Origin of the sequence: Gulosibacter massiliensis (assembly GCF_900626105.1) — a bacterium.
GTDB classification, from domain to species: Bacteria; Actinomycetota; Actinomycetes; order Actinomycetales; family Microbacteriaceae; genus Gulosibacter; species Gulosibacter sediminis.
The window spans coordinates 1,937,476-1,956,908 of sequence record NZ_UYZX01000001.1 but is presented as its reverse complement, the minus strand read 5'-3'; the positions used below and the strand labels follow the sequence as shown (position 1 = coordinate 1,956,908).

General features: G+C 68.0%; 19 protein-coding genes. 11 read left to right on the top strand and 8 right to left on the bottom strand.

The window, feature by feature from the left end; translation table 11 throughout:
• Nucleotides 1-81: 81 nt before the first annotated feature.
• From miaA to EJL01_RS09260, 3 genes are read right to left on the bottom strand one after another with little or no spacing between them, the layout of a single operon-like run.
• Nucleotides 82-1,011 (bottom strand): tRNA (adenosine(37)-N6)-dimethylallyltransferase MiaA, encoded by a 930-nt coding sequence (gene miaA, locus EJL01_RS09270; protein ID WP_125107239.1) that lies wholly within the window; start codon nt 1,009-1,011, stop codon nt 82-84.
• A complete protein-coding gene (gene miaB, locus EJL01_RS09265; protein ID WP_125107238.1) occupies nt 1,002-2,552 on the bottom strand; it encodes a tRNA (N6-isopentenyl adenosine(37)-C2)-methylthiotransferase MiaB in 1,551 nt (516 codons plus the stop codon). The genes miaA and miaB overlap by 10 nt, the downstream gene beginning before the upstream one ends.
• Before the next feature lie 53 nt (nt 2,553-2,605).
• A complete protein-coding gene (locus tag EJL01_RS09260; protein WP_125107237.1) occupies nt 2,606-2,992 on the bottom strand; it encodes a VOC family protein in 387 nt (128 codons plus the stop codon).
• A gap of 85 nt (nt 2,993-3,077) precedes the next feature.
• Between EJL01_RS09260 and EJL01_RS13430 the strand changes: the two genes are divergently transcribed.
• A complete protein-coding gene (locus EJL01_RS13430; protein WP_206427701.1) occupies nt 3,078-3,947 on the top strand; it encodes an NUDIX domain-containing protein in 870 nt (289 codons plus the stop codon).
• Here EJL01_RS13430 and EJL01_RS09250 read toward each other — a convergent pair.
• Nucleotides 3,944-4,828 (bottom strand): LysR family transcriptional regulator, encoded by an 885-nt coding sequence (locus EJL01_RS09250; protein WP_125107236.1) that lies wholly within the window; start codon nt 4,826-4,828, stop codon nt 3,944-3,946. The genes EJL01_RS13430 and EJL01_RS09250 overlap by 4 nt on opposite strands.
• Before the next feature lie 141 nt (nt 4,829-4,969).
• Between EJL01_RS09250 and EJL01_RS09245 the strand changes: the two genes are divergently transcribed.
• The 9 genes from EJL01_RS09245 (at nt 4,970) to EJL01_RS09210 (ending at nt 15,474) form a co-directional block, all read left to right on the top strand.
• Nucleotides 4,970-6,145, top strand: a complete 1,176-nt coding sequence (locus EJL01_RS09245; protein ID WP_125107235.1) for an FAD-dependent oxidoreductase — start codon at nt 4,970-4,972, stop codon at nt 6,143-6,145.
• The gene (locus EJL01_RS09240) at nt 6,142-7,356 is read left to right on the top strand and encodes an allantoate amidohydrolase (protein WP_125107234.1); all 1,215 of its coding nucleotides are present in this window, start codon (nt 6,142-6,144) and stop codon (nt 7,354-7,356) included. Before EJL01_RS09245 ends, EJL01_RS09240 begins: the two co-directional genes overlap by 4 nt.
• A gap of 201 nt (nt 7,357-7,557) precedes the next feature.
• Nucleotides 7,558-8,838: an ammonium transporter gene (locus tag EJL01_RS09235; protein ID WP_125107233.1), complete on the top strand. Its 1,281-nt coding sequence runs from the start codon at nt 7,558-7,560 to the stop codon at nt 8,836-8,838.
• Nucleotides 8,839-8,877: 39 nt separating this feature from the next.
• Complete coding sequence (locus EJL01_RS09230; RefSeq protein ID WP_125107232.1) at nt 8,878-9,219, top strand: P-II family nitrogen regulator; 342 nt, start codon at nt 8,878-8,880, stop codon at nt 9,217-9,219.
• Nucleotides 9,220-9,259: 40 nt separating this feature from the next.
• Nucleotides 9,260-10,402 carry a tyramine oxidase subunit B gene (locus tag EJL01_RS09225; RefSeq protein WP_125107231.1) on the top strand — a complete coding sequence of 381 codons (1,143 nt, stop codon included), beginning with the start codon at nt 9,260-9,262 and terminating at the stop codon, nt 10,400-10,402.
• A 152-nt stretch (nt 10,403-10,554) separates the two neighbouring features.
• Nucleotides 10,555-10,707: a hypothetical protein gene (locus EJL01_RS13005; RefSeq protein ID WP_164509771.1), complete on the top strand. Its 153-nt coding sequence runs from the start codon at nt 10,555-10,557 to the stop codon at nt 10,705-10,707.
• Nucleotides 10,708-11,107: 400 nt separating this feature from the next.
• Entirely contained in the window at nt 11,108-11,497 is a 390-nt protein-coding gene (locus EJL01_RS09220; protein ID WP_206427700.1) for a hypothetical protein, read from the top strand.
• 114 nt (nt 11,498-11,611) lie between these two features.
• Entirely contained in the window at nt 11,612-13,417 is a 1,806-nt protein-coding gene (locus EJL01_RS09215) for an oleate hydratase (protein WP_125107470.1), read from the top strand.
• A 350-nt stretch (nt 13,418-13,767) separates the two neighbouring features.
• Entirely contained in the window at nt 13,768-15,474 is a 1,707-nt protein-coding gene (locus EJL01_RS09210; protein WP_164509770.1) for an ABC-F family ATP-binding cassette domain-containing protein, read from the top strand.
• On the opposite strand, the gene EJL01_RS09205 is transcribed toward EJL01_RS09210, so the two are convergent.
• Nucleotides 15,462-16,460 carry a RecX family transcriptional regulator gene (locus EJL01_RS09205; protein WP_125107229.1) on the bottom strand — a complete coding sequence of 333 codons (999 nt, stop codon included), beginning with the start codon at nt 16,458-16,460 and terminating at the stop codon, nt 15,462-15,464. The two genes, EJL01_RS09210 and EJL01_RS09205, sit on opposite strands and share 13 nt — an antisense overlap.
• Nucleotides 16,461-16,569: 109 nt before the next feature.
• A complete protein-coding gene (gene recA / locus EJL01_RS09200; protein WP_125107228.1) occupies nt 16,570-17,637 on the bottom strand; it encodes a recombinase RecA in 1,068 nt (355 codons plus the stop codon).
• A gap of 323 nt (nt 17,638-17,960) precedes the next feature.
• Between recA and EJL01_RS09195 the strand changes: the two genes are divergently transcribed.
• Nucleotides 17,961-18,755 carry a YwaF family protein gene (locus EJL01_RS09195; protein ID WP_241209157.1) on the top strand — a complete coding sequence of 265 codons (795 nt, stop codon included), beginning with the start codon at nt 17,961-17,963 and terminating at the stop codon, nt 18,753-18,755.
• Here the strand turns inward: EJL01_RS09195 and EJL01_RS09190 are convergent.
• A complete protein-coding gene (locus EJL01_RS09190; protein ID WP_164509769.1) occupies nt 18,752-18,976 on the bottom strand; it encodes a DUF3046 domain-containing protein in 225 nt (74 codons plus the stop codon). The genes EJL01_RS09195 and EJL01_RS09190 overlap by 4 nt on opposite strands.
• Nucleotides 18,977-19,069: 93 nt before the next feature.
• Nucleotides 19,070-19,420 (bottom strand): helix-turn-helix domain-containing protein, encoded by a 351-nt coding sequence (locus EJL01_RS09185; protein ID WP_125107227.1) that lies wholly within the window; start codon nt 19,418-19,420, stop codon nt 19,070-19,072.
• Nucleotides 19,421-19,433: the final 13 nt, after the last annotated feature.

Genomic DNA, 19,433 nt, shown 5'->3' with positions numbered 1-19,433 from the left:
TTTCTCCCGAATCGGTTGAGTGGTCGATTTTTGTAGTTCTGGCGGTGCCAGAACTACAAAAATCGACCACTCAACCGATTCTTAGGCCGACGCGAAGTGGGCGAGGGCTTGGGTGGCCGCGCCGGGGGCCGTCGCGTCGAGGCGGAGGGCCGTGTCGTAGCGGCGGAACCACGAGACCTGGCGGCGGGCGTACTTGCGGGTGAGCGCCTGGGCCTGGGCGATCGCCTCGGCCTGCGTCAGTTCGCCGCGCAGCTGCGCCGCCGCTTGGGCGTAACCGATGGCCTTGCCGGCCGTCGTGTCGTAGCGCAGCCCCCGTTCGACGAGGCCGGCCGTCTCTTCTACCAGGCCGTCGCGCCACATGTCCTCGACCCGCGCATCCAACCGCTGCACGAGCTCAGCGCGCGGCGTCTCGGCGAGCACCATCGCCGTCGGCCGCCACCATGAATCCTGCTCGGGCAGCTGCGCCGAGAACTTCTCGCCCGTCACGCGAATCGCCTCGAGGGCGCGCACGACGCGGCGGCCGTTCTTCGGATCGATGCGGGCGGCCGCCTCGGGGTCGAACTCCTGCAGCCGGCGATACAACATGCCCGGCCCCCACTGTTCGAGCTCGGCCTCGAGCGCCGCGCGCACCTCGGGGTCGCGACCGGGAAAACTCAGGTCAAACACGACCGAGGCGAGGTAGAGCCCCGAGCCACCGACGAGAATCGGCACGGCCCCGCGCCCGATGATCTCGTCGATGCAGGCGCGCGCGAGCGGCTGGTACCAGGCGACCGTCGAGGGCTCGGTGACGTCGAGTACGTCGAAGAGGTGATGCGGGATGCCTCGGCGCTGATGCGGCGGTAGCTTCGCGGTGCCGATATCCATGCCGCGATAAAACTGCATCGCATCGACGTTCACGATCTCTGCCGCGCGACCCGCCCGCGCAAGCTCGTCGGCGATGTCGAGCGAGAGCCCCGTCTTGCCGGTGCCGGTGGCCCCGCCAACGACGATGAGCTCAGCGGCTACTGCCACTTCGACGGCGAGCTGGGCGCGCCCACTCGCAGGGTCGGCAGGCCGAGGTTGACCGCCCGGCCGCCCTCGCTCGGGGCGTCGCCAGTGCCGCACGACGCGGCCTGTGCCGCATCCCAGGCGTCGCCCGCGCGGGTGCGGCGGATGCGCAGGGGCGCGTCGCTGTCGGCGAGGAGGTAACTCGGAGCCCCGCGGGTGATCTCGACGGTGACGACATCACCGGGGCGCGGGGTCGCGCCGCCCTCGGGCAGCGCGAAGTGCACGAGCCGGTTGTCTTCGGCGCGGCCGGTGAGGCGGTGCGTCGCGCCGTCCTTCTTGCCCTCGTCGACCGAGACGAGCACCTGCTGCGTCGTGCCGACGAGCTTCTCGTTCTCTTCGAGCGAGATGCGCTGCTGCAGCTCGAGGAGGCGCTCGAAGCGCTCCTGCACAACCGCCTTCGGCACCTGGTTCGGCATCGTCGCGGCGGGCGTGCCCTCGCGGATCGAGTACTGGAAGGTGAAGGCGCTCGCGAACCGCGACGCCTCGACGACGCGCATCGTCTCTTCGAAGTCCTCGTCGGTCTCGCCGGGGAAACCGACGATGAGGTCGGTCGTGATCGCGGCGTGTGGAATCACCTCGCGCACGCGGTCGAGAATACCGAGGAACTTCTTCGAGCGGTACGAGCGGCGCATCTCGCGCAGCACGCGGTCGGAGCCCGACTGCAGCGGCATGTGCAGCTGCGGCATGACGTTCGGCGTCTCGGCCATGGCGGCGATGACGTCGTCGGTGAACGCGGCCGGATGCGGGCTCGTGAAGCGCACGCGCTCGAGGCCCTCGATCTCGCCGGTCGCGCGCAACAGCTTCGAGAACGCCTGGCGGTCGCCGAAGTCGACGCCGTACGAATTGACGTTCTGCCCAAGCAGCGTCACCTCGATCGCGCCCTGGTCGACGATCGCGCGCACCTCGCTGAGCACGTCGCCCGGGCGGCGGTCCTTTTCTTTGCCGCGCAGGGACGGCACGATGCAGAAGGTGCAGGTGTTGTTGCAGCCGACCGAAATCGACACCCAGCCCGAGTAGCTCGAGTCGCGCTTCGTCGGCAGGGTCGACGGGAAAGTCTCGAGCGCCTCGAGCAGCTCGACCTGCGCCTCGTCGTTGTGACGCGCGCGCTCGAGCAACACGGGCAGCGAGCCCATGTTGTGCGTGCCGAACACGACGTCGACCTGCGGCGCCTTGTCGACGATCTGCTGCTGTTCCATCTGCGCGAGGCAGCCGCCGACGGCGATCTGCATGCCCTCGTGCTCGCGCTTGCGGCTCGCGAGCTGGCCGAGGTTGCCATAGAGCTTGGTGGCCGCGTTCTCACGGACGGCGCAGGTGTTGATGACGATCACGTCGGCGTCTTCGGTGTCGGCCTCAACGTAGCCCGCAGCGAGCAGCGAGCCGGTGATGCGCTCGGAGTCGTGCACGTTCATCTGACAGCCGAGCGTGCGCACGTAGAAGCTCCGGGGCGAGCCATCGGCGTTGCGGGAGGCGTCGGACGGAGCGATAGCGGTGGCCGTTTCAGTCATGATTCGGCAATTCTACCGGCGGGTGGCCGGTTTCGGCGGGCGCACGGCGGCGTTCACCAACAGATGCAGAAGGGATGCCCGGCCGGGTCGGCATAGACCCGAAAGCCCTCGGGCGCGGTCACGTCCTCGTGCCCCTGCAACAGGCGGGCGCCGAGCTCGAGCACCTCCGCCTCAGCCGCCGCGACCTCGGCCTGGTCGACGTAGATGTCGAGGTGTGCCTGTTGCTGTTGGCGCGTGGGGTCGTCGCTCGGCCACTCGGGCACGACGTAGTCGGGCGCCTGTTGCACGGCGATGACCGTGCGGCCGTCGACCTTGACGGTGCGCCAGTCGTCCCAACCAGGCTCGTCGCCCACCTCCCCGTCGAACACCGAGGCCCAGAACGCGGCCTCTTCAATGTGGTCGGCGGCGTCGAGCGCGACGTAGTGCTGGGTGATCTTCATGGCCGCGAAGCTAACCCCCGGTCCTGGATACATGGTGCACGTCGCGCCCAGCATCGCGGCAGGGTGGGACCGTAGTTTTGGTGGCATGGCCGCACCGCTTCGCACTTTGATTGACCAGCTCGGCAACTCTCGTTCGACCCTCTTCGGCTTCACCTCCTCGGCAGCGCTTGCCGCGCTCGCTCTCGTCGAGCCGCGGGGCGCATCCACGACCGGCAAGCTGCTCTACCGCGGCGCGATCGGCGCCGTCGCGGCTTGGTCGGCCGTCGCCGCTGTGCGTTCCGAGCGCCCGCAACCCGTGACGGGCAATGCGCTCGGCGTGGTCGCCGCGGGTGTTGCCGTCGCAACCGCGGCCGTCTCGCCCCTCGGCGAGCGACTCGACGCGAAGCTCGTCGACCGGCTCCTCGACGGCGGTGTGCGTCGGCCCCGCACCGTGCTCGCGGCCGCGAATGCGGCGATCAGTCTCGGTGTTTGGGAGCTTGATCGGCGCACCACCGCCACCGACCCTGCCGGCGCTGACGCGTCGATCGCCGCCACCGAGGCCGCAGCCGCCGAGGCACCCCCGCGCTCGAAGATCGTCGTGAGCGCGGTCGTGCTCCGCGACGAGCAGGGCCGCGTGCTCAGCGTGCGCAAGCGCGGCACGCAGCGCTTCATGTTCCCCGGCGGCAAGCCCGAGCCCGGCGAGACCACCGAGCAGACGGCCGTGCGCGAGGTGCAGGAGGAGCTCGGCATCGACCTCGACGTGGCCGAGCTCACGCACCTCGGCGACTTCGAGACCGACGCGGCGAACGAGCCGAACCACACCGTCGTCGCGAGCGTGTTCGAGCATCCATTCGTCGAGGGCGTCGCGGTGAACGCCGAGATCGACGAGCTCGAGTGGATCGCGCTCGACTCGGATCGCGCCGACCTCGCGCCGCTGCTGCGGGATGCGGTGTTCCCGGCCCTGCGTGAGCGCTAGCCGCGGGCCGCGGCCACGAGGCACTCGACGAACGCGGCCGCGGCCGCGGACTCGGCACCGCCCGGCGCCGTGATGGCGACGAGCCGCGAGCGCAGCTCGGTGTCGATCGGCACGGCGCGGATGGACGCGGGCAGCTGCTCGCGCACGGTTTCCGGCAGCACGGTGAGCCCCTCCCCCGCGGCCACGAAGCCGAGCCCGGTCTCTTCGTGCACCACCTTGTGGGCGTACCGCAGCTGGGTTCGAGCTGGGGCGAGTGCCGCATGCACGAGGTCGACGAAGCCGGCCATCATGTGGCGCGGGTACCCGATGAGCGGATGCGCGACCACCTCGGCGGGCGTCACCTGCTCGGCCGCCGCGAGCGCGTGATCGCGCGGAACACAGACGACGAGTCGCTCGGCGCGCAGCGCGCTTGAGGCGTAAAGCGGGCTTTCGGCTGCGTCGCGCACGATGCCGACATCGAGTTGGCCCTCCTGCAGTCGCTCGATCTGTTCGGTCGTCGTGAGCGGCAGCAGCTGGGGTTCAACGTGTGGTCGCGCCTCGCGAAATCCGCGCAGCCCGGCGGGCAGCAGGGTGTAGCTCGCCGAGCTTACGAAGCCGATTGCCACGCGGCCACGCATGCCAAGCTGCACCTCGTCGAGGCCGGTCAGTGCTTCGTCGAGCAGCGGCAGTACCTGCGCCAGCCGCTGTTGCAGTTCGAGCCCCGCGGCAGTCAGCTCGACCCGCCGCGTCGAGCGGTCGAGCAGCGGCACCCCGAGCTCGTCTTCAAGCTTGCGCAGCTGCACGCTGAGCGGCGGCTGCGACATGTGCAGCCGCTCGGCGGCGCGACCGAAGTGCAGTTCCTCAGCGAGCACCGAGAAGTACCGAAGCTGGCGAAGTTCCATTCCTCGACGATAGCCGAACACTATTAATCAGCGTGACATAGGTATTGGACATCGAACCTATCTACCGGTGTACTTGTCCCACGCGCCGCGACGGCCACGAACGGTGGTCGCGACAGGCCGAGACGGGTGGGCACACACACTATGACGGAGCAGGACTCGACGCAGGTGCTGATCATCGGCGCCGGCCTAATGGGCTCGGCCGCGGCGCATCAACTCGCCGCGCGCGGCACCGAGGTGACGGTCGTCGAGCGCGACACCGCCGCGAGCGAGCACGGCAGCTCGCACGGTTCAGCCCGCATCTTCCGCTACGCGTACCCCGACCCGTTCTACACCGACCTCGTCAAGCAGGCTCGCAGGAGGTACGACGAGCTCGAGCGCCTCTCGGGCGAGCAGCTCATCACGCCCGGCGGCGCCCTCGACTTCGGTGTGCGGCGCAACCCGCGCCAGTTGGCGGGCGTGCTCGACGAGGTCGGCATCGACCACGAGCTCATTTCCGCCTCGGACGCGGCCGAGCGCTGGCCCGGCATCAACTTCGACACGGAGGTGTTGTGGCAGCCGGGCGGCGGCGTCATCGACGCTGAGTCGACCGTGCGCGCGCAGCTGCGCCTCGCGATCGAGGCCGGGGCGCGCCTCCACGAGGACTGGGAGGCCGAGAGCATCCGCCGCGACGGCACCAGCTACCTCGTCACCTCGACGACTGGCGCGACGATTCGCGCGGCGCAGGTCGTCGTCGCCGCGGGCGCATGGCTCTCGAAGCTGCTCGCCGAGACTGAGCTGCCGAGCGCGTTCATCGACCGACTCCCCCAGGCGGTCGTGACCCAGGAGAACGCCTACCACTTCCCATACCGCGACGCGGCCGATATCGGCGAGCCCAAACCGGGGGCTCCGACGAGCTGGCCGACCTTCATCCACAAGTCCGAGCGCATCCTTACCTACAGCCTGCCCGGCGGTCGCGACGCCAATTTCCGCGGCCAGAAGCTCGCCGAGTTCCTCGGCGGCACGTCAATCGCCGACGGCGGCATGCAGACCGGCGAGATCGACCCCGCCAACCGCGAACGGATGATCGAGTACGTTCGCGAGCAGGTGCCGGGCCTCGTGCCCGAGCCCTACGCCGAGACGACCTGCCTGTTCACGATGCTGCCCGAGGAGGACTTCCTACTCGACGCGGCCGAGGGCCTCGTCATCGCCTCGCCCTGCTCGGGCCACGGCGCGAAGTTCGCCCCGCTCATCGGCGAATTCATCGCCGAGCTCGTCTACGGCGCGACCGCGCACCCGCGCTTCGCCGCGACCTCGCCGGCCTGGGCGGTGGGCCGATGAGCACGCCGACCGCCGACCTCCTCGCCGAGCTCGCCGAGATCGGTCGCGACCCGGTTCGCGGCGGCTACAGCCGCCCCGGCCTCGGCGAGGCCGAGCTCGAGCTGCGCAGCTGGTTCATCGAGCAGGCCACCCGCCGCGGCCTCGAGGTCGAACTCGACCGCAACGGCATCGTCTGGGCCTGGTGGCTCCCCGCGAGCGGCGACCGCGCCGGCGCCGTGATCACCGGCAGCCACCTCGACTCGGTGCCCGGCGGCGGCGCCTACGATGGCCCGCTCGGCGTCGTCAGCGCGCTGCGCGCCTTCGACCTACTGCGCGAGGCGAACGAGTTCCCGGCCCGGCCCCTCGCCCTCGTCGTGTTCCCAGAGGAAGAGGGCTCGCGCTTCGGCGTGCCCTGCCTCGGCAGCCGCCTCGCCTCCGGCGCACTGACACCCGAACGCGCGCGCAGCCTCGCGGATGCGGACGGCGTCACCTTCCCCGACGCGGCCCGTGCGGCTGGCATCGATCCCGACGCGATCGGCCCCGACCCGGAGCGCTTCGACAGCATCCATGCCTTCGTCGAGCTCCACGTCGAGCAGGGCCGCGGCCTCGAAGACCTCGGGCAGCCGGTTGCGGTTGGTAGCTCGATCCTCGCGCACGGCCGCTGGCACATTGCGATTCGCGGCCGCGGCGACCACGCCGGCACGACGCGGATGCAGGACCGCCAGGACCCGGTCGTGGTGCTCGCCGACGCGATCCTCGCGGTGCGCGAGGCCGCCGAACTGACGCCCGAGGCGCGCGGCACGGTCGGTCGCCTCCGTGCGCTTCCCGGCGGCACGAACGTCATCGCCTCGCAGTCCGACCTCTGGTTCGACCTGCGACACCGCGACGAGTCGGTCGTGCGCCAGTTGCTCGAGCAGATCACCGAACGCATCCGCGCCTCCGGCGAGCGCGAGGGCTGCACCGTCGAACTCCAAGAAGAGTCGCTCAGCGGTGGGGTGCGCTTCGACGCCGACCTCCGCGCCCAGCTCGAGGCAGCCCTGCCGGATGCGCCCGTGCTCGACACCGGCGCTGGGCACGACGCGGGTGTGCTCGCGGGCGTGATCCCCACCGGGATGCTCTACGTACGCAACCCCTCCGGCACCTCACACGCCCCCGACGAGGGCACCTCCGACGACGACGCCGAGGTCGGCTCCGTCGCCCTCGCGACCGCCCTGGAGGCCCTGATGCGCTAGTCGCGCCGCACCACGAGCGCACCGAGTTTCCCTTTCGCCGAAACAGCGAAAGGGAAACTCGGTGCGCTTATATTTTCCCTGATCAAAGGCACTTTTTTCAAAGTAATCGTTACCATTACGTTACCGTTTTGATTTGGTTCCGACTTGTCGCTGCACGCAAACTATCTTCAAGTATTCACGCAAAGCAAAGGCGGAATTGTCATGGAGACAACGTCAGCGATCAACACCATGTGGGTTCTCGTGACCTGCGTGTTCATGGTGCTCATGGTGCCGGGCCTCGCGCTCTATTACGGCGGCATGAGCCGTACGAAGAACGTGCTCAACAGCATCATGATCGTGCTCGGCGGCTTCGCCGTCGGTGCGGTGCTGTTCGTGGTGTTCGGCTACAGCTTGATCCTCGGCAACTCAGTCGGCGGCCTCGGCATCATCGGCGACGTCAGCGAGGCCCTCGGCATCCAGTCGATTCTCTCGGGCACGCCCGACGAGGGTGTTGCCTCGGCCGTCGCGACCGCCGCGTTCCACCTCATGTTCGCCGGCCTCGCCACCGCGATCGTCGCCGGCGCGATCGAGGGCCGCATGAAGTTCGGCGCCTGGCTGCTCTTCGCGGGCCTCTGGGTCACCCTCGGCTACTTCCCCGTCGCGCACTGGGTGTTCTCGTTCAGTTCGGAGGACGGCAGCCACATCGGTGGCTGGATCGTCAACAACCTCGGCGTGCACGACTTCGCCGGCGGCATTGCGGTGCATACAAACGCCGGCGCCGCCGCGCTCGCCCTCTCGATCGTGCTCGGCCGCCGCAAGGGCTTCCCGACCCCCGGCCGCCCGGGCAACGTGCCCTTCATCGTGCTCGGCGCGTGGCTGCTCGCGTTCGGCTGGATGGGCTTCAACGCCGGCTCGACCGGTGCGATGAACGAGTTCGCCGCCCTGGCAATCCTCAACTCGCTCGCCGCGCTCTGCGCCGGTCTGCTCGTCTGGCTCATCATCGAACGCAGCCACCGCGGCGCCACCACGACGGCCGGCGCCGTGACCGGTCTGCTCGGCGGCCTCGTCGCGGTCACGCCGGGTGCCGACATCCTCTCGCCCATCGGCGCGCTCGTCGTCGGCGGCGTCGGCGCCGCGGTGGCGTACTGGGCCGTCGGCCTCAAGGCCCGCTTCGGCTACGACGACGCGCTCGATGCCGTCGGCGTGCACCTCGTGCCTGGCCTCGTGGGCAGCGCCCTGCTCGCCTTCCTCGCCGACCCGGCCGCCGGCGGCGGCGCGAACACCGAGTTCGTCGGCATCCTCTACGGCGGCAGCTGGTCGTTCCTCGGCTCTCAGCTCATCGGCATGGTCTCGGTCGCGATTTACACCTTCGTCATCTCGTACGTCATCGCGATCGTGCTCAAGCGCACCATGGGCCTGCGCGTGCCCGAGGCGACCGAGATCTCGGGTCTCGACCAGCCCATCCACGCCGAAACCGCCTACGTCGGCACCGACGAGCGCTAAGCCGCCCCGCCCCCACCGCTTCCAGCAAAGGACACTCCCGTGAAACTCATCACCGCAATCCTGCAGCCGAGCGTGCTCGTGCCCGTCAAGCTCGCCCTCGCCGAACACGGCGTCAAGGGCATCACCGTTACCGATGCCCGCGGCCGCGGCACGCAAGCGGGCAAAACCGAGTTCTTCCGCGGCCAGACCTACACCGTCGACTTCGTCGACAAGGTGCGCCTCGAGATCGTCGTCACCGACGAGACCGTCGACGCCGTCGTCGAGACCATCGCCGACGCCGCCCGTACCGGCGAGATCGGCGACGGCAAGATCTGGGTCGCCGACGTGGTCTCGGTCGTGCGCGTGCGCACCGGCCAGACCGGCGACGACGCCATCAACTAACCAGCAACATCCCGCACCGCCTCGCTAGGAGATTTCCCCGATGACCTCGTCCACCCGCATCGACATGCTCTACCTCAACGAACCCGACATGATCGCCGCCGGCGTCACCGACATCAACGCCTGCATCGACGTGATGGAGGAGGTGCTCGTGCTCGTCGCGAAGGGCGCGTACCGCATGGCTGGCAACACAGCCAACTCGCACGGCGCGATGATCACGTTCCCCGAAAGCTCGCCGTTCCCCGAGATGCCGACCGACGCGGCCGACCGTCGCTTCATGGCCATGGATGCGTACCTCGGCGGCCGCTTCGACGTCGCCGGCGTGAAGTGGTACGGCTCGAACATCGACAACCGCGAGCAGGGCCTGCCTCGCTCGATCCACCTCATCGTGCTCAACGACCCGACGACGGGCGCGCCGTTCGCGATCATGTCGGGGAACCTCGAGAGCGCCTACCGCACCGCTGCCGTGCCGGGCGCCGCCGCGCGCAAGCTCGCCCCGGAGAATGCCGAGTCAATCGGCCTCATCGGTCCCGGCGCGATGAACAAGTCGGCGCTCGACACCTTCGTCAAGGTGCGCCCGAGCCTCACCACCGTGCGCATCCAGGGCCGCCGGCGCGTCACCTCGGAGCGCTTCGCCGACTTCGTGCGCGAGAACTTCCCCCAGTTCACGACGATCGAGGTCGTCGACACTGCTGAGGAGGCCGTGCGCGAGTCGGACATCGTCAGCGTCGCGGTCACCGGCCTCGTCGGCTCGGAGAACTACCCGTACATCAACGGCGACTGGATCAAGCCCGGCGCGTTCCTCAGCTTGCCGGCGATCCTGAAGATGGACAAGGACTACACGCTCAGCGGCAAGGCCCGCCTCGTGGCTGACGCGAAGGCGATCTACGAGGCGTGGGCTGAGGAGTATCCGGCTCCCTCACACGAGACCGCGTTCGGCATGATCGGGCTCTACTGGCAAGACCTGATCGAACTCGGCGAGCTCGACGAGGCCCGCGTCGTCAACATCGGTGACGTGCTCGAGGGCACCGCCGAGGGCCGCGAATTCCCCGAGCAGCCGGTGCTGTTTAGCGTCGGCGGCATGGGCGTCGAAGACGTCGCGTGGGGCAAGACGGTGTACGAGAACGCCCTCAAGCAGGGTCTCGGCACCACGCTCAACCTGTGGGATGCGCCGCACCTCGCGTAGCCCCACAGCCCCGCGCGACCACTGCCGCCGTCCCGACCGCACCTCGGGACGGCGGCAGTGTGTTCAGCGCGAGTGTGGCCGGCGGTTGCCGATGATGAGAACGTGAACCGGCCCAGCTTCTTTGCCGCCGCTGTGCGGGTTGGAGCTCTCTGGTGCGCGCCGCGCAGGAGGCCATCTCGAACTCGTTCGGGTCGACCATTCCGGGCGTGCCGTGGAGCTTTCAGGAGATCTACCAGTCGACCCAGCTGGCGGTGGCGTATTCGATGTCGGCGATGGTCTGGTATGGCCGTCGTGGCAGCTCGTGACACGAGAGCCCTAGCCCCTCACCGGTCTCGAGACCATCAGAAACATCCACGAACCGCCCGCGCCTTACCTGGAGCCGACGAACAATCCAGGACGCGAGGCCCGTCGCCGATCACGGGCGTGCGCCTCTCCCATGCACCCTTCAGAAAACTGAGTACGCTCAGTCTTGTGAGCTTCACGCAGCAGCTGTCAGGACACGGACATCGTGCAGGCGGCGGGGAAATCGAGTCCCGTCGTGAGCAGAACATGCAGCTCAAGCGAGAGCGGATCTTTCGTGTCGTGTCTGACCTTCTGCGTGCGCGGGGGTTCTCGGCGGTGACAACATAGGAGGTGTCGGCAGCGGCTGGGGTCGGGGCCGGCACCCTATTCCGCTACGCGGCGACCGGGAGCGAGTTGATGCTCATGGTCTACAACGAGGCACTCCGGTCGTCGATGGCTGAAGGCGCCGCGCGGGCGGCGGAGAAGAGTGCTGCCTATCAGCGGGAGCTACTCTTCGGCCCACACGACGCCAAGTTCCGGGCAGAAGGCATGGAATTGATCTTCGCGCTCGAAGCGTCGCTTTCTGACACCCTGCGCCGCGCTGCACCGCACCTCAGCGACGACGAGACGCAGGCCGCGGCATCCTCGCTGTTCGCTGTCGCCCATCTCGCGATCGCTCGCATGACGGCCTCAGAGATCCCCCCGGCTGCCGCGATCGACGACCGCAGACGTCAGGTCACACAGATCGTGACCGGCGTGCTGCACCACACCCCGGCGACAGAGAGGAGGCCCAGACACTCGCAGCCTGACTGACGAGCGACTACCTCGACCACGGCAAGCTCGGTGTCGCCACCGGCATGCGCTTGCACACCTACAACTCACCCCAGTCCAGCAGCCAAACATTTCACGAGAGGACGTGCACAACAGATGTATTACAGCAGCGGAAATTACGAAGCCTTCGCTCACCCCCGCAAGCCCGAGGGTGTCGAGAACAAGACCGCGTGGTTCGTCGGCGCCGGGCTCACCTCGATGGCATCGGCGGTGTTCATGATCCGGGACGGGCAACTCCCCGGAGAGAAGATCACCATCCTCGAGCGCCTCGACCTGCCCGGCGGCGCGCTGGACGGTATCAAGAAGCCAGAGAAAGGCTTCGTCATCCGCGGCGGACGCGAGATGGAGGACCACATGGAGTGCCTGTGGGATCTGTTCCGCACCATCCCGTCGCTCGAGGTCGACGGATCCGTCCTCGACGAGTTCTACTGGCTCAACAAGGACGACCCGAACTATTCACTCAACCGGGTTACTCACCGGCAGGGCGAGGAGTTCGCCACCAACAACGAATTCGGCCTGAGCGAGCAAGCTCAGAAGGAGATGGTCAAGGTCTTCCTCGCCTCGCGCGAGGAGATGGAAGGCAAGCGCATTGACGAGGTCTTCGGTGAAGATTTCCTGAGCAGCAACTTCTGGCTCTACTGGCGGACCATGTTCGCGTTCGAGAACTGGCACTCCGCACTCGAGTTGAAGCTCTACCTGCACCGCTTCGTGCACCACATCGGCGGACTCCCCGACCTTTCGGCGCTGAAGTTGACGAAGTACAACCAGTACGAATCGCTCGTGCTACCCATGTACCGGTGGCTCGTGGATCAAGGCGTGAGGTTCCAGTTCTCCACCGAAGTCACAGACATCGACTTCTCTTTCGACGGCGACCGCAAGCAGGCCACCCGGATCCACTGGACGAATGACGGCGTGCCTGGCAGCGTCGACCTCGGCCCCGACGACCTGGTGCTCGCCACGATCGGTTCGCTCACAGAGAACTCCAACGACGGAACGCACCACTCTGCCGCCAGGCTCGACGAAGGTCCCGCGCCGGCGTGGGACCTGTGGCGACGCATCGCGGCCAAGCACCCCTCGTTCGGCCGACCCGAGGTGTTCGCCAGCGACATCCCGAAGACCAAATGGGAGTCAGCGACCGTCACCACCATCGGGCCTGAGATCCCGAGGTATATCGAGAAGATCGCCAAGCGCGACCCGTTCTCGGGCAACGTCGTCACCGGTGGCATCGTTACTGCGAAAGACTCGTCCTGGTTGCTCAGCTGGACAGTCAACCGCCAACCCCACTTCAAGGCGCAAGCACCCGATGAGATCGTCGTCTGGATCTACGGCCTGTTCGTCGACGTGCCCGGCGACTTCACCGGCAAGACAATGCAGGAATCGACGGGCGAGGAGATCACCCAAGAATGGCTCTATCACCTCGGCGTACCCGTCGAGGAAATCCCGGATCTCGCAGCAAACGGGGCGAAGACCGTGCCCGTCATGATGCCCTATGTCACCTCATTCTTCATGCCACGCACCAGCGGCGATCGCCCCGACGTGGTGCCTGAGGGCGCAGTGAACTTCGCGTTCATCGGCCAGTTCGCCGAAACCACGCGCGACACGATCTTCACCACCGAGTACTCGGTGCGTACTGCGATGGAGGCCGCATACCAGCTGCTGGGCATTGATCGCGGCGTGCCGGAGGTGTTCAATTCAACGTACGATCTCAGGTTCCTGCTTAAGGCCACCTCGCGCCTCCGCGACGGCGAGGAAGTGGAGCTGCCCGGCCCGAAGTTCGTCGGCAACCGCATCATCAAACACCTCGACCACACTCAGATCGGACAACTCCTCACCGACTTCGGGCTCGTCCCAGAACTCGACCGCACGACGTCACGGCCCCGTACCGACGACGCCATCTCCTGACTCGGAAACACGGACTCATAACACCCAGCGAGCATCATCCCGTGCCGGTCTCTGACACGAGGTGATGCTCGCTGGTCAGTCCCCCGATTGTGCCGACATTGAAGCCGTCCTGGATCGCGTCCAGCTCCTCGCGTCCGACGATGTACCGTGCGACCACTGCCGCCGTCCCGACCGCACCGCGGGACGGCGGCATTGTGTTCAGCGTTCGACTGCCCTAAGGTTGCCGATTATGAAGATTTCCTAGTGTCTCGGTTCGTGTGCGGCGCCCTGTTCGGGCAGGCCCGGCGAACCTTCTCGATTGGCGCATCACGCCGACGTACGCGCGATCACGGCGCGGAAGGCACAGGCAATTGACCCACTCAACGACTCTTCATTCGACGCGCCACAAGGGCGCCCACCTGCAGGCGCGCGAGCTCACGGTACTCCGTGGCGAGCGGCGCGTGCTCGACCGTTTCGATCTTCGGGTTAGCCCCGGCGAGCGGGCGGGCCTCATCGGGGCGAACGGCGCCGGCAAGTCGACGCTGCTCTCAGCGCTCGCGGGCGAACTCGAGTTGGCCGACGGTGACGTGACGGCCCCCGCCGAGCTCGGCTTCCTCCGGCAGGAGATGGAGCTGCCCGGCGATACGACGATCGACGCCGTCGTCGCGACCGCCGTTGCGCCCATCCGCCGGCTCGAGGGCCAGCTCGAAACCGCGGGTCTGGCGCTTGCCGACGGCAGTTCGGCCGCGGCCGACGAGTACTCGCGGCTGCTGGATGCGGCCGAGCAGCTCGGCCTCTGGGAGCTCGACGCCCGCATCGAGACCGTGCTCGCAGGCTTGCAACTCGGCGCGCTCGACCGCGGTCGGCCCATCTCTGAGCTTTCTGGCGGGCAGCGGCACCGTCTCTCGGTCGCGGCGCTCCTGCTCGAGCAACCGACGGCGCTGCTCCTCGACGAGCCAACGAACCACCTCGACGCGGAGGCGCTCGCGTTTCTCGCGACGCAGCTGCGTTCCTGGCGCGGCCCGGTGTTGTTCGCCTCGCACGACCGCAGCTTTCTCGACGAGCTCGCAACCGTAATCATCGACCTCGACCCGACCCCGGCCGAGGAGGGCATCCGCCACGGCATGGTGCGCGGCCGCCGCTTCGGTGGCAACCTCAGCGATTACCTCGCGACCCGGCGCCGCGACATCGTGCGCTGGACCCGAGAGTACGAGGAGGAACGGGCCGAGCGCGCCCGGCTGGCCTACGTTATCGACGTCGACGCGCGCGAGATCTTCCACACCGACCGGCCGCGCGGCGATTCTCGGATCAACGCGAAGTTCGAGTCGGATCGCGCCGCGAAGACCGTCGGCGGTCGGCTCCGACAGGCGCGGGCCCGGCTCGACGCCCTCGATCGAGCACCGGTGCCGGTGCCGCCGCGGCCGCTGAGCTTTGCGGGCTTCGCACGCGGCAGCGTCACGGGCGAGGGGATGCTCGCGCAGCTCACCGAGGCGGGCGTGCGAGGTCGCCTCGCGCCGATCTCGCTCGAAATCGAGGCAGGCAGCCGCCTGCTCGTCACCGGGCCGAACGGCGCGGGCAAGTCGACGCTGCTTGGGGTGCTCGCCGGCACGGTGCCGACGAGTTCAGGCGAAGCGCAGCGCGGCCGGAGCATCCGGATGCTGCGGCAGGACGACGAGTGGCCCGACCTCTCGATTTCAGCGGCGGAAGCGTATCGGCGTGCCCTGCGGCGACCTGGGCGGGCGCCGTCGCTCGAGGACCTCGGGCTGTTGGATGCGGCAGCCTCGCGGCGGTCGCTCGGCAAGCTCTCATACGGACAGCGCCGACGCGTGGCCCTCGCGCCGCTCGTGGCGGAGCCGCCGGCGCTGCTGCTGCTCGATGAGCCAACGAACCACCTTGCGATCGAACTCGTGTCGCAGCTCGAGTCCGCGCTCGACGAGTACCCGGGTGCCGTCGTGATCGCCTCCCACGATCGCTGGCTGCGCGAGCGGTGGCAGCACGGTCGGCTCGAGCTCGCCCCGCCTCAGCCACGTGACAGTACTGGCAACGAGGCGGCGAGCGCAGCGCGCTACTTGAAGTAGGGGCCCGACGACGTCGGCGGCTGAAGCGCCAGGTGCACGACCTGGCTGACGATCGAACCCGAGAAGCCGCGGCGGCCAAGGTAGCCATAGAGTCGACGGCGAGCGACCTCGGGGTCGAGGTCGCTTAAGCTGCGCGCACGCTTTGTGGCGAGTTCGAGCGCGAGGTCGAACTCGCTTGCGTCGGTGGACTCGAGTGCGTCGTCGATGATGTCGCTGTCGAGCCCGCGCTGGCGGAGCTCGCGCGCCATGCCGGCACGCCCGAGCCCCTTGCGGGCGAGTTTGCCGGTAACGAGCTGCTCGGCGAGGCGTTCGTCGTCGAGATAGCCGTAGCCGCGCAGTCGGTCGAGCACCTCGCCGCGCTGAGCCTCATCGAGATCGGTGTTCACCTGCAGGTGCGCGTCGCACTCCTGCGCCGATTTCGGACTGCGCGCGAGCCCGCGGGTGAGCCGCTGCACGCCGTCTTCGATCGCCTCCTCGCCTGTGAGCAGCGGGGTGGTCTCGGCGGGGTCGTCGGCGTCAGCCTCGTTGAAGCGCACGTGCTTGCCACCGCGGCCGCGCGCCCAGGCACCGCCACGGGTGCTGGTCGCAGCGCCGCGCCGACCGTCGGTGTCGGCGCCCGCTCGCGGCTCGCCGCTCGCGGGGCCGAAGCTCGGCCCCGCGGCGCAGGTCGCCGGCCGCTCGGTGTCCGAGAGGCGGGGCACCGACGTCTGGGGCGCCGACGTCTGGGAGGCCGAAGGCTGCGCCGCCGACGGCAGGGCCGTCACGTTCGAGCGGGCCGCGTCGCTCGGTGTCGCCTCGGGTTGTGCCTCGCCCTGCTCGACGCTCGTGATACGGGCGCGCAGCCGGTCGAGCTGCGTCGCCTTCTCGGCCTCGGCAAGCGCGCCGTCATCGGCGTCAGCGGACGCTTCGGCCGTCGGGGTCGGGCGGCTGGGGAATGCAATGACCGGGGCGAGCCCATCGGCGCCGCGGTTCTGGTCGTTGGTCATGTGAGAACACCTTCCGTGAGACTCGGCGAACGCATCGATGTGTCAGCGCTCCGACGCATCGAAGTGGGGCAGGCATCGTCACGAATGACCATGCCCGCCCCTGGGTCGACTACGCGATGCGTTCGATGATCTCGCCGGTGGCCTCGTCGTAGACGGGCTCGTCGGCTTCGGTCTCGGCGCCCTGACGGACACCGAGCTTCACGAGGATCTTGTCTTCGATCTCGAGCGCGACGTCGTCATGTTCCTTGAGGAAGCGACGCGCGTTCTCTTTACCCTGGCCGAGCTGGTCACCCTCGTAGGTGAACCACGAGCCCGACTTGGTGACGATGCCGTGCTCGACGCCGAAGTCGATGAGCGACCCCTCGCGCGAGATGCCCTCGCCAAAGAGGATGTCGAACTCGGCCTGCTTGAAGGGCGGGGCCATCTTGTTCTTGACGACCTTGACGCGGGTGCGGTTACCGACGGCGTCGCCGCCGTCCTTCAGTGTCTCGATGCGGCGAATGTCGAGGCGCACCGAGGCATAGAACTTCAGTGCCTTACCGCCCGAGGTGGTCTCGGGGCTGCCGAAGAAGACGCCAACCTTTTCACGCAGCTGGTTAATGAAGATGGCGGTGGTCTTCGTCTGGCTCAGACCACCCGTGAGCTTGCGCAGGGCCTGCGACATGAGGCGGGCCTGAAGGCCGACGTGGGCATCGCCCATTTCGCCCTCGATCTCGGCCTTCGGGGTGAGCGCTGCGACCGAGTCGATGACGACGAGGTCGACGGCGCCCGAGCGCACGAGCATGTCGGTGATTTCGAGCGCCTGCTCGCCCGTGTCGGGCTGCGAGACGAGCAGCTGGTCGATGTCGACGCCGAGCTTTTTCGCGTACTCGGGGTCGAGCGCGTGCTCGGCGTCGATGAACGCGGCGATGCCGCCGGCACGCTGCACGTTGGCGATGGCGTGGAGCGTCAGGGTTGTCTTACCCGACGACTCCGGGCCGTAGATCTCAACGACGCGGCCGCGAGGCAGGCCGCCAACGCCGAGCGCGACGTCGAGCGCGACGGAGCCGGTGGGGATGCTGTCGACGGGGGCGCGCTCTTCGCTGCCGAGTCGCATAACCGACCCCTTACCGAACTGGCGGTCGATCTGCGTCAGTGCGCTTTCGAGGGCTTTCTCGCGGTCTTTTGGTGCTGCCATTTTGGATGCTCCTTGGAGTCGGTATTTTGGTGCCCACAGGCTGTCTTGCGCTGATGTAGAGCACTTCGACAGGGCTGCGACCGGGTTTCGAACCTGATGCCGTCAGGCTAGGTCGAGCCTCCGACATGCATCGCAGTTGCTCGCCCGCCTGTGGAAAAGATCCGCTCCACAGCTCGCACGGTTGACACTACACCCGCTCGAACAATGTTTCGAACATGTACGGGCGTGTCGCGCCCGGCTTTCGAATCTGACGAACGCGCATCCGCCCCGCTTCGCCCGCCTAGGCTGGTGCTACCAGCAGGCAACGAGCAGCAGGAGTGACCATGGCGCCCGAACCAATCGGCCACATGACCGCCTACGGCGCCGAGCACCTCATCGTGCTCGCCATCACGGTTGTGCTCGCCGTTCTGCTCACCATCTGGGCTCGACGCGCGAACGGCACCGAACGGTTCGAGCGCATCCTCACCGTCTCGGGCTGGGTGCTGCTGGGAATCACAGTCTTCTGGCTCGCGTGGGGCTTCCTGCCCGTGAACTGGAACCTCAACGAGTCGCTCCCCTTCCACTTCTCGGACGGGCTGCGCATCTTCGCCGCGATCGCGCTCATCACCCGCACGCCGTGGGCCGTGCTCGTCTCGTACTTCTGGGGCCTGACGCTGAACCTCATGTCGGTGCTCACGCCTGACCTCAACTACTTCGTCAACCCGACCCTCGAGTTCACCCTCTACTGGGTGCTCCACGTCGCCGTGTTCCTCGTGCCGTTCGTGCTCATCTGGGGCGCGGGCTACCAGCCCACTTGGAAGGGCTTCGTGCTCGCCTACCTCATCACCTGCGCCTGGGGGGCGATCGCCATGATCGTCAACGCGATCACGGGTGCAAACTATGGCTACCTCTCGCACCCGCCGCGCGGCATCTCGCTGCTCGACGCGCTCGGGCCGTGGCCGAGCTACGTGCTCTGGGAGCTGCTGCTCGTCGCGATCGTCTGGTCACTCATGACCTGGCCGTGGACGACGCGGCGCGCGATTGCCGCCACCGGGCCCGCCGACAAGCCGGGCTTCGTGCGTCGCCGTCGCGTCCCAGTCCGCGCCGAGCTCAGCCCGCAGCCGGCAGTGACGGCCTAGTTCGAGGGCGGCAACAGGCCGACGCCGTACCAGCGGTTGCGCGGCACATCCATCGCGTCGCAGAGCGCGAGCCAGACGTCGCGGGCGTCCTCCCCCTCGTCGAGCGCCTGCTTCGCGGTGCGGTCGCCGAGCGGGCCGAGCACGACGTCGCGCACGACGGACGCCCCGTAGGCCTCGCCGAACTCGTCGCGGACCGCTCGCTGAAACTCGCTCAATCGCATACCCACCAGCCTAACGACCCGATGCCGCACCACCATGGAAAACCGGCTCGGCCCCGAGCAGCGCAGCTGTTCGGGGCCGAGTGCTGGTTCGGGTTAGTGCGTCGAGACTGCCTGCTCGTGACGAGCGGGCCCGTTGAGCAGGTTGTCCGGAACGGTGTCGGGAATAACCTGCTGCACCTGCGCCAGTTGGCGTTCGCGCGCGATGAGCGTTTCGCTCTTCGCAAGGCGGTTGCCAACCTCGTGGTAGATCGTCGACAGCGGCGTGTCGAGAGCTTCAGCGACCGAAGCGAGAATCTCGCTCGAGGCCTCTTTCTGCCCACGCTCAATCTCGGAGAGATATCCGAGCGCCACCGATGCACGGCCTGCCACCTGTCGGAGCGTGTCGCCGCGGCGTAGACGGACGTCCCGCAGCACCTCGCCCATTTCGTGTCGAACTAGCACCATACGGAACCTCCCT

Excerpts from the sequence above, each read along its gene's own strand:
- EJL01_RS09190 (WP_164509769.1), bottom strand. The coding sequence starts at position 18,976 with ATGCGATTGAGCGAGTTTCAGCGAGCGGTCCGCGACGAGTTCGGCGAG.
- miaB (WP_125107238.1), bottom strand. The coding sequence starts at position 2,552 with ATGACTGAAACGGCCACCGCTATCGCTCCGTCCGACGCCTCCCGCAAC.
- EJL01_RS09185 (WP_125107227.1), bottom strand. The coding sequence starts at position 19,420 with ATGGTGCTAGTTCGACACGAAATGGGCGAGGTGCTGCGGGACGTCCGT.
- EJL01_RS09195 (WP_241209157.1), top strand. The coding sequence starts at position 17,961 with ATGGCGCCCGAACCAATCGGCCACATGACCGCCTACGGCGCCGAGCAC.
- EJL01_RS09240 (WP_125107234.1), top strand. The coding sequence starts at position 6,142 with ATGAGCACGCCGACCGCCGACCTCCTCGCCGAGCTCGCCGAGATCGGT.
- EJL01_RS09215 (WP_125107470.1), top strand. The coding sequence starts at position 11,612 with ATGTATTACAGCAGCGGAAATTACGAAGCCTTCGCTCACCCCCGCAAG.
- EJL01_RS09220 (WP_206427700.1), top strand. The coding sequence starts at position 11,108 with ATGGTCTACAACGAGGCACTCCGGTCGTCGATGGCTGAAGGCGCCGCG.
- EJL01_RS09205 (WP_125107229.1), bottom strand. The coding sequence starts at position 16,460 with ATGACCAACGACCAGAACCGCGGCGCCGATGGGCTCGCCCCGGTCATT.
- EJL01_RS09250 (WP_125107236.1), bottom strand. The coding sequence starts at position 4,828 with ATGGAACTTCGCCAGCTTCGGTACTTCTCGGTGCTCGCTGAGGAACTG.
- EJL01_RS13430 (WP_206427701.1), top strand. The coding sequence starts at position 3,078 with ATGGCCGCACCGCTTCGCACTTTGATTGACCAGCTCGGCAACTCTCGT.
- recA (WP_125107228.1), bottom strand. The coding sequence starts at position 17,637 with ATGGCAGCACCAAAAGACCGCGAGAAAGCCCTCGAAAGCGCACTGACG.
- EJL01_RS09260 (WP_125107237.1), bottom strand. The coding sequence starts at position 2,992 with ATGAAGATCACCCAGCACTACGTCGCGCTCGACGCCGCCGACCACATT.
- EJL01_RS09245 (WP_125107235.1), top strand. The coding sequence starts at position 4,970 with ATGACGGAGCAGGACTCGACGCAGGTGCTGATCATCGGCGCCGGCCTA.
- EJL01_RS09235 (WP_125107233.1), top strand. The coding sequence starts at position 7,558 with ATGGAGACAACGTCAGCGATCAACACCATGTGGGTTCTCGTGACCTGC.
- EJL01_RS09225 (WP_125107231.1), top strand. The coding sequence starts at position 9,260 with ATGACCTCGTCCACCCGCATCGACATGCTCTACCTCAACGAACCCGAC.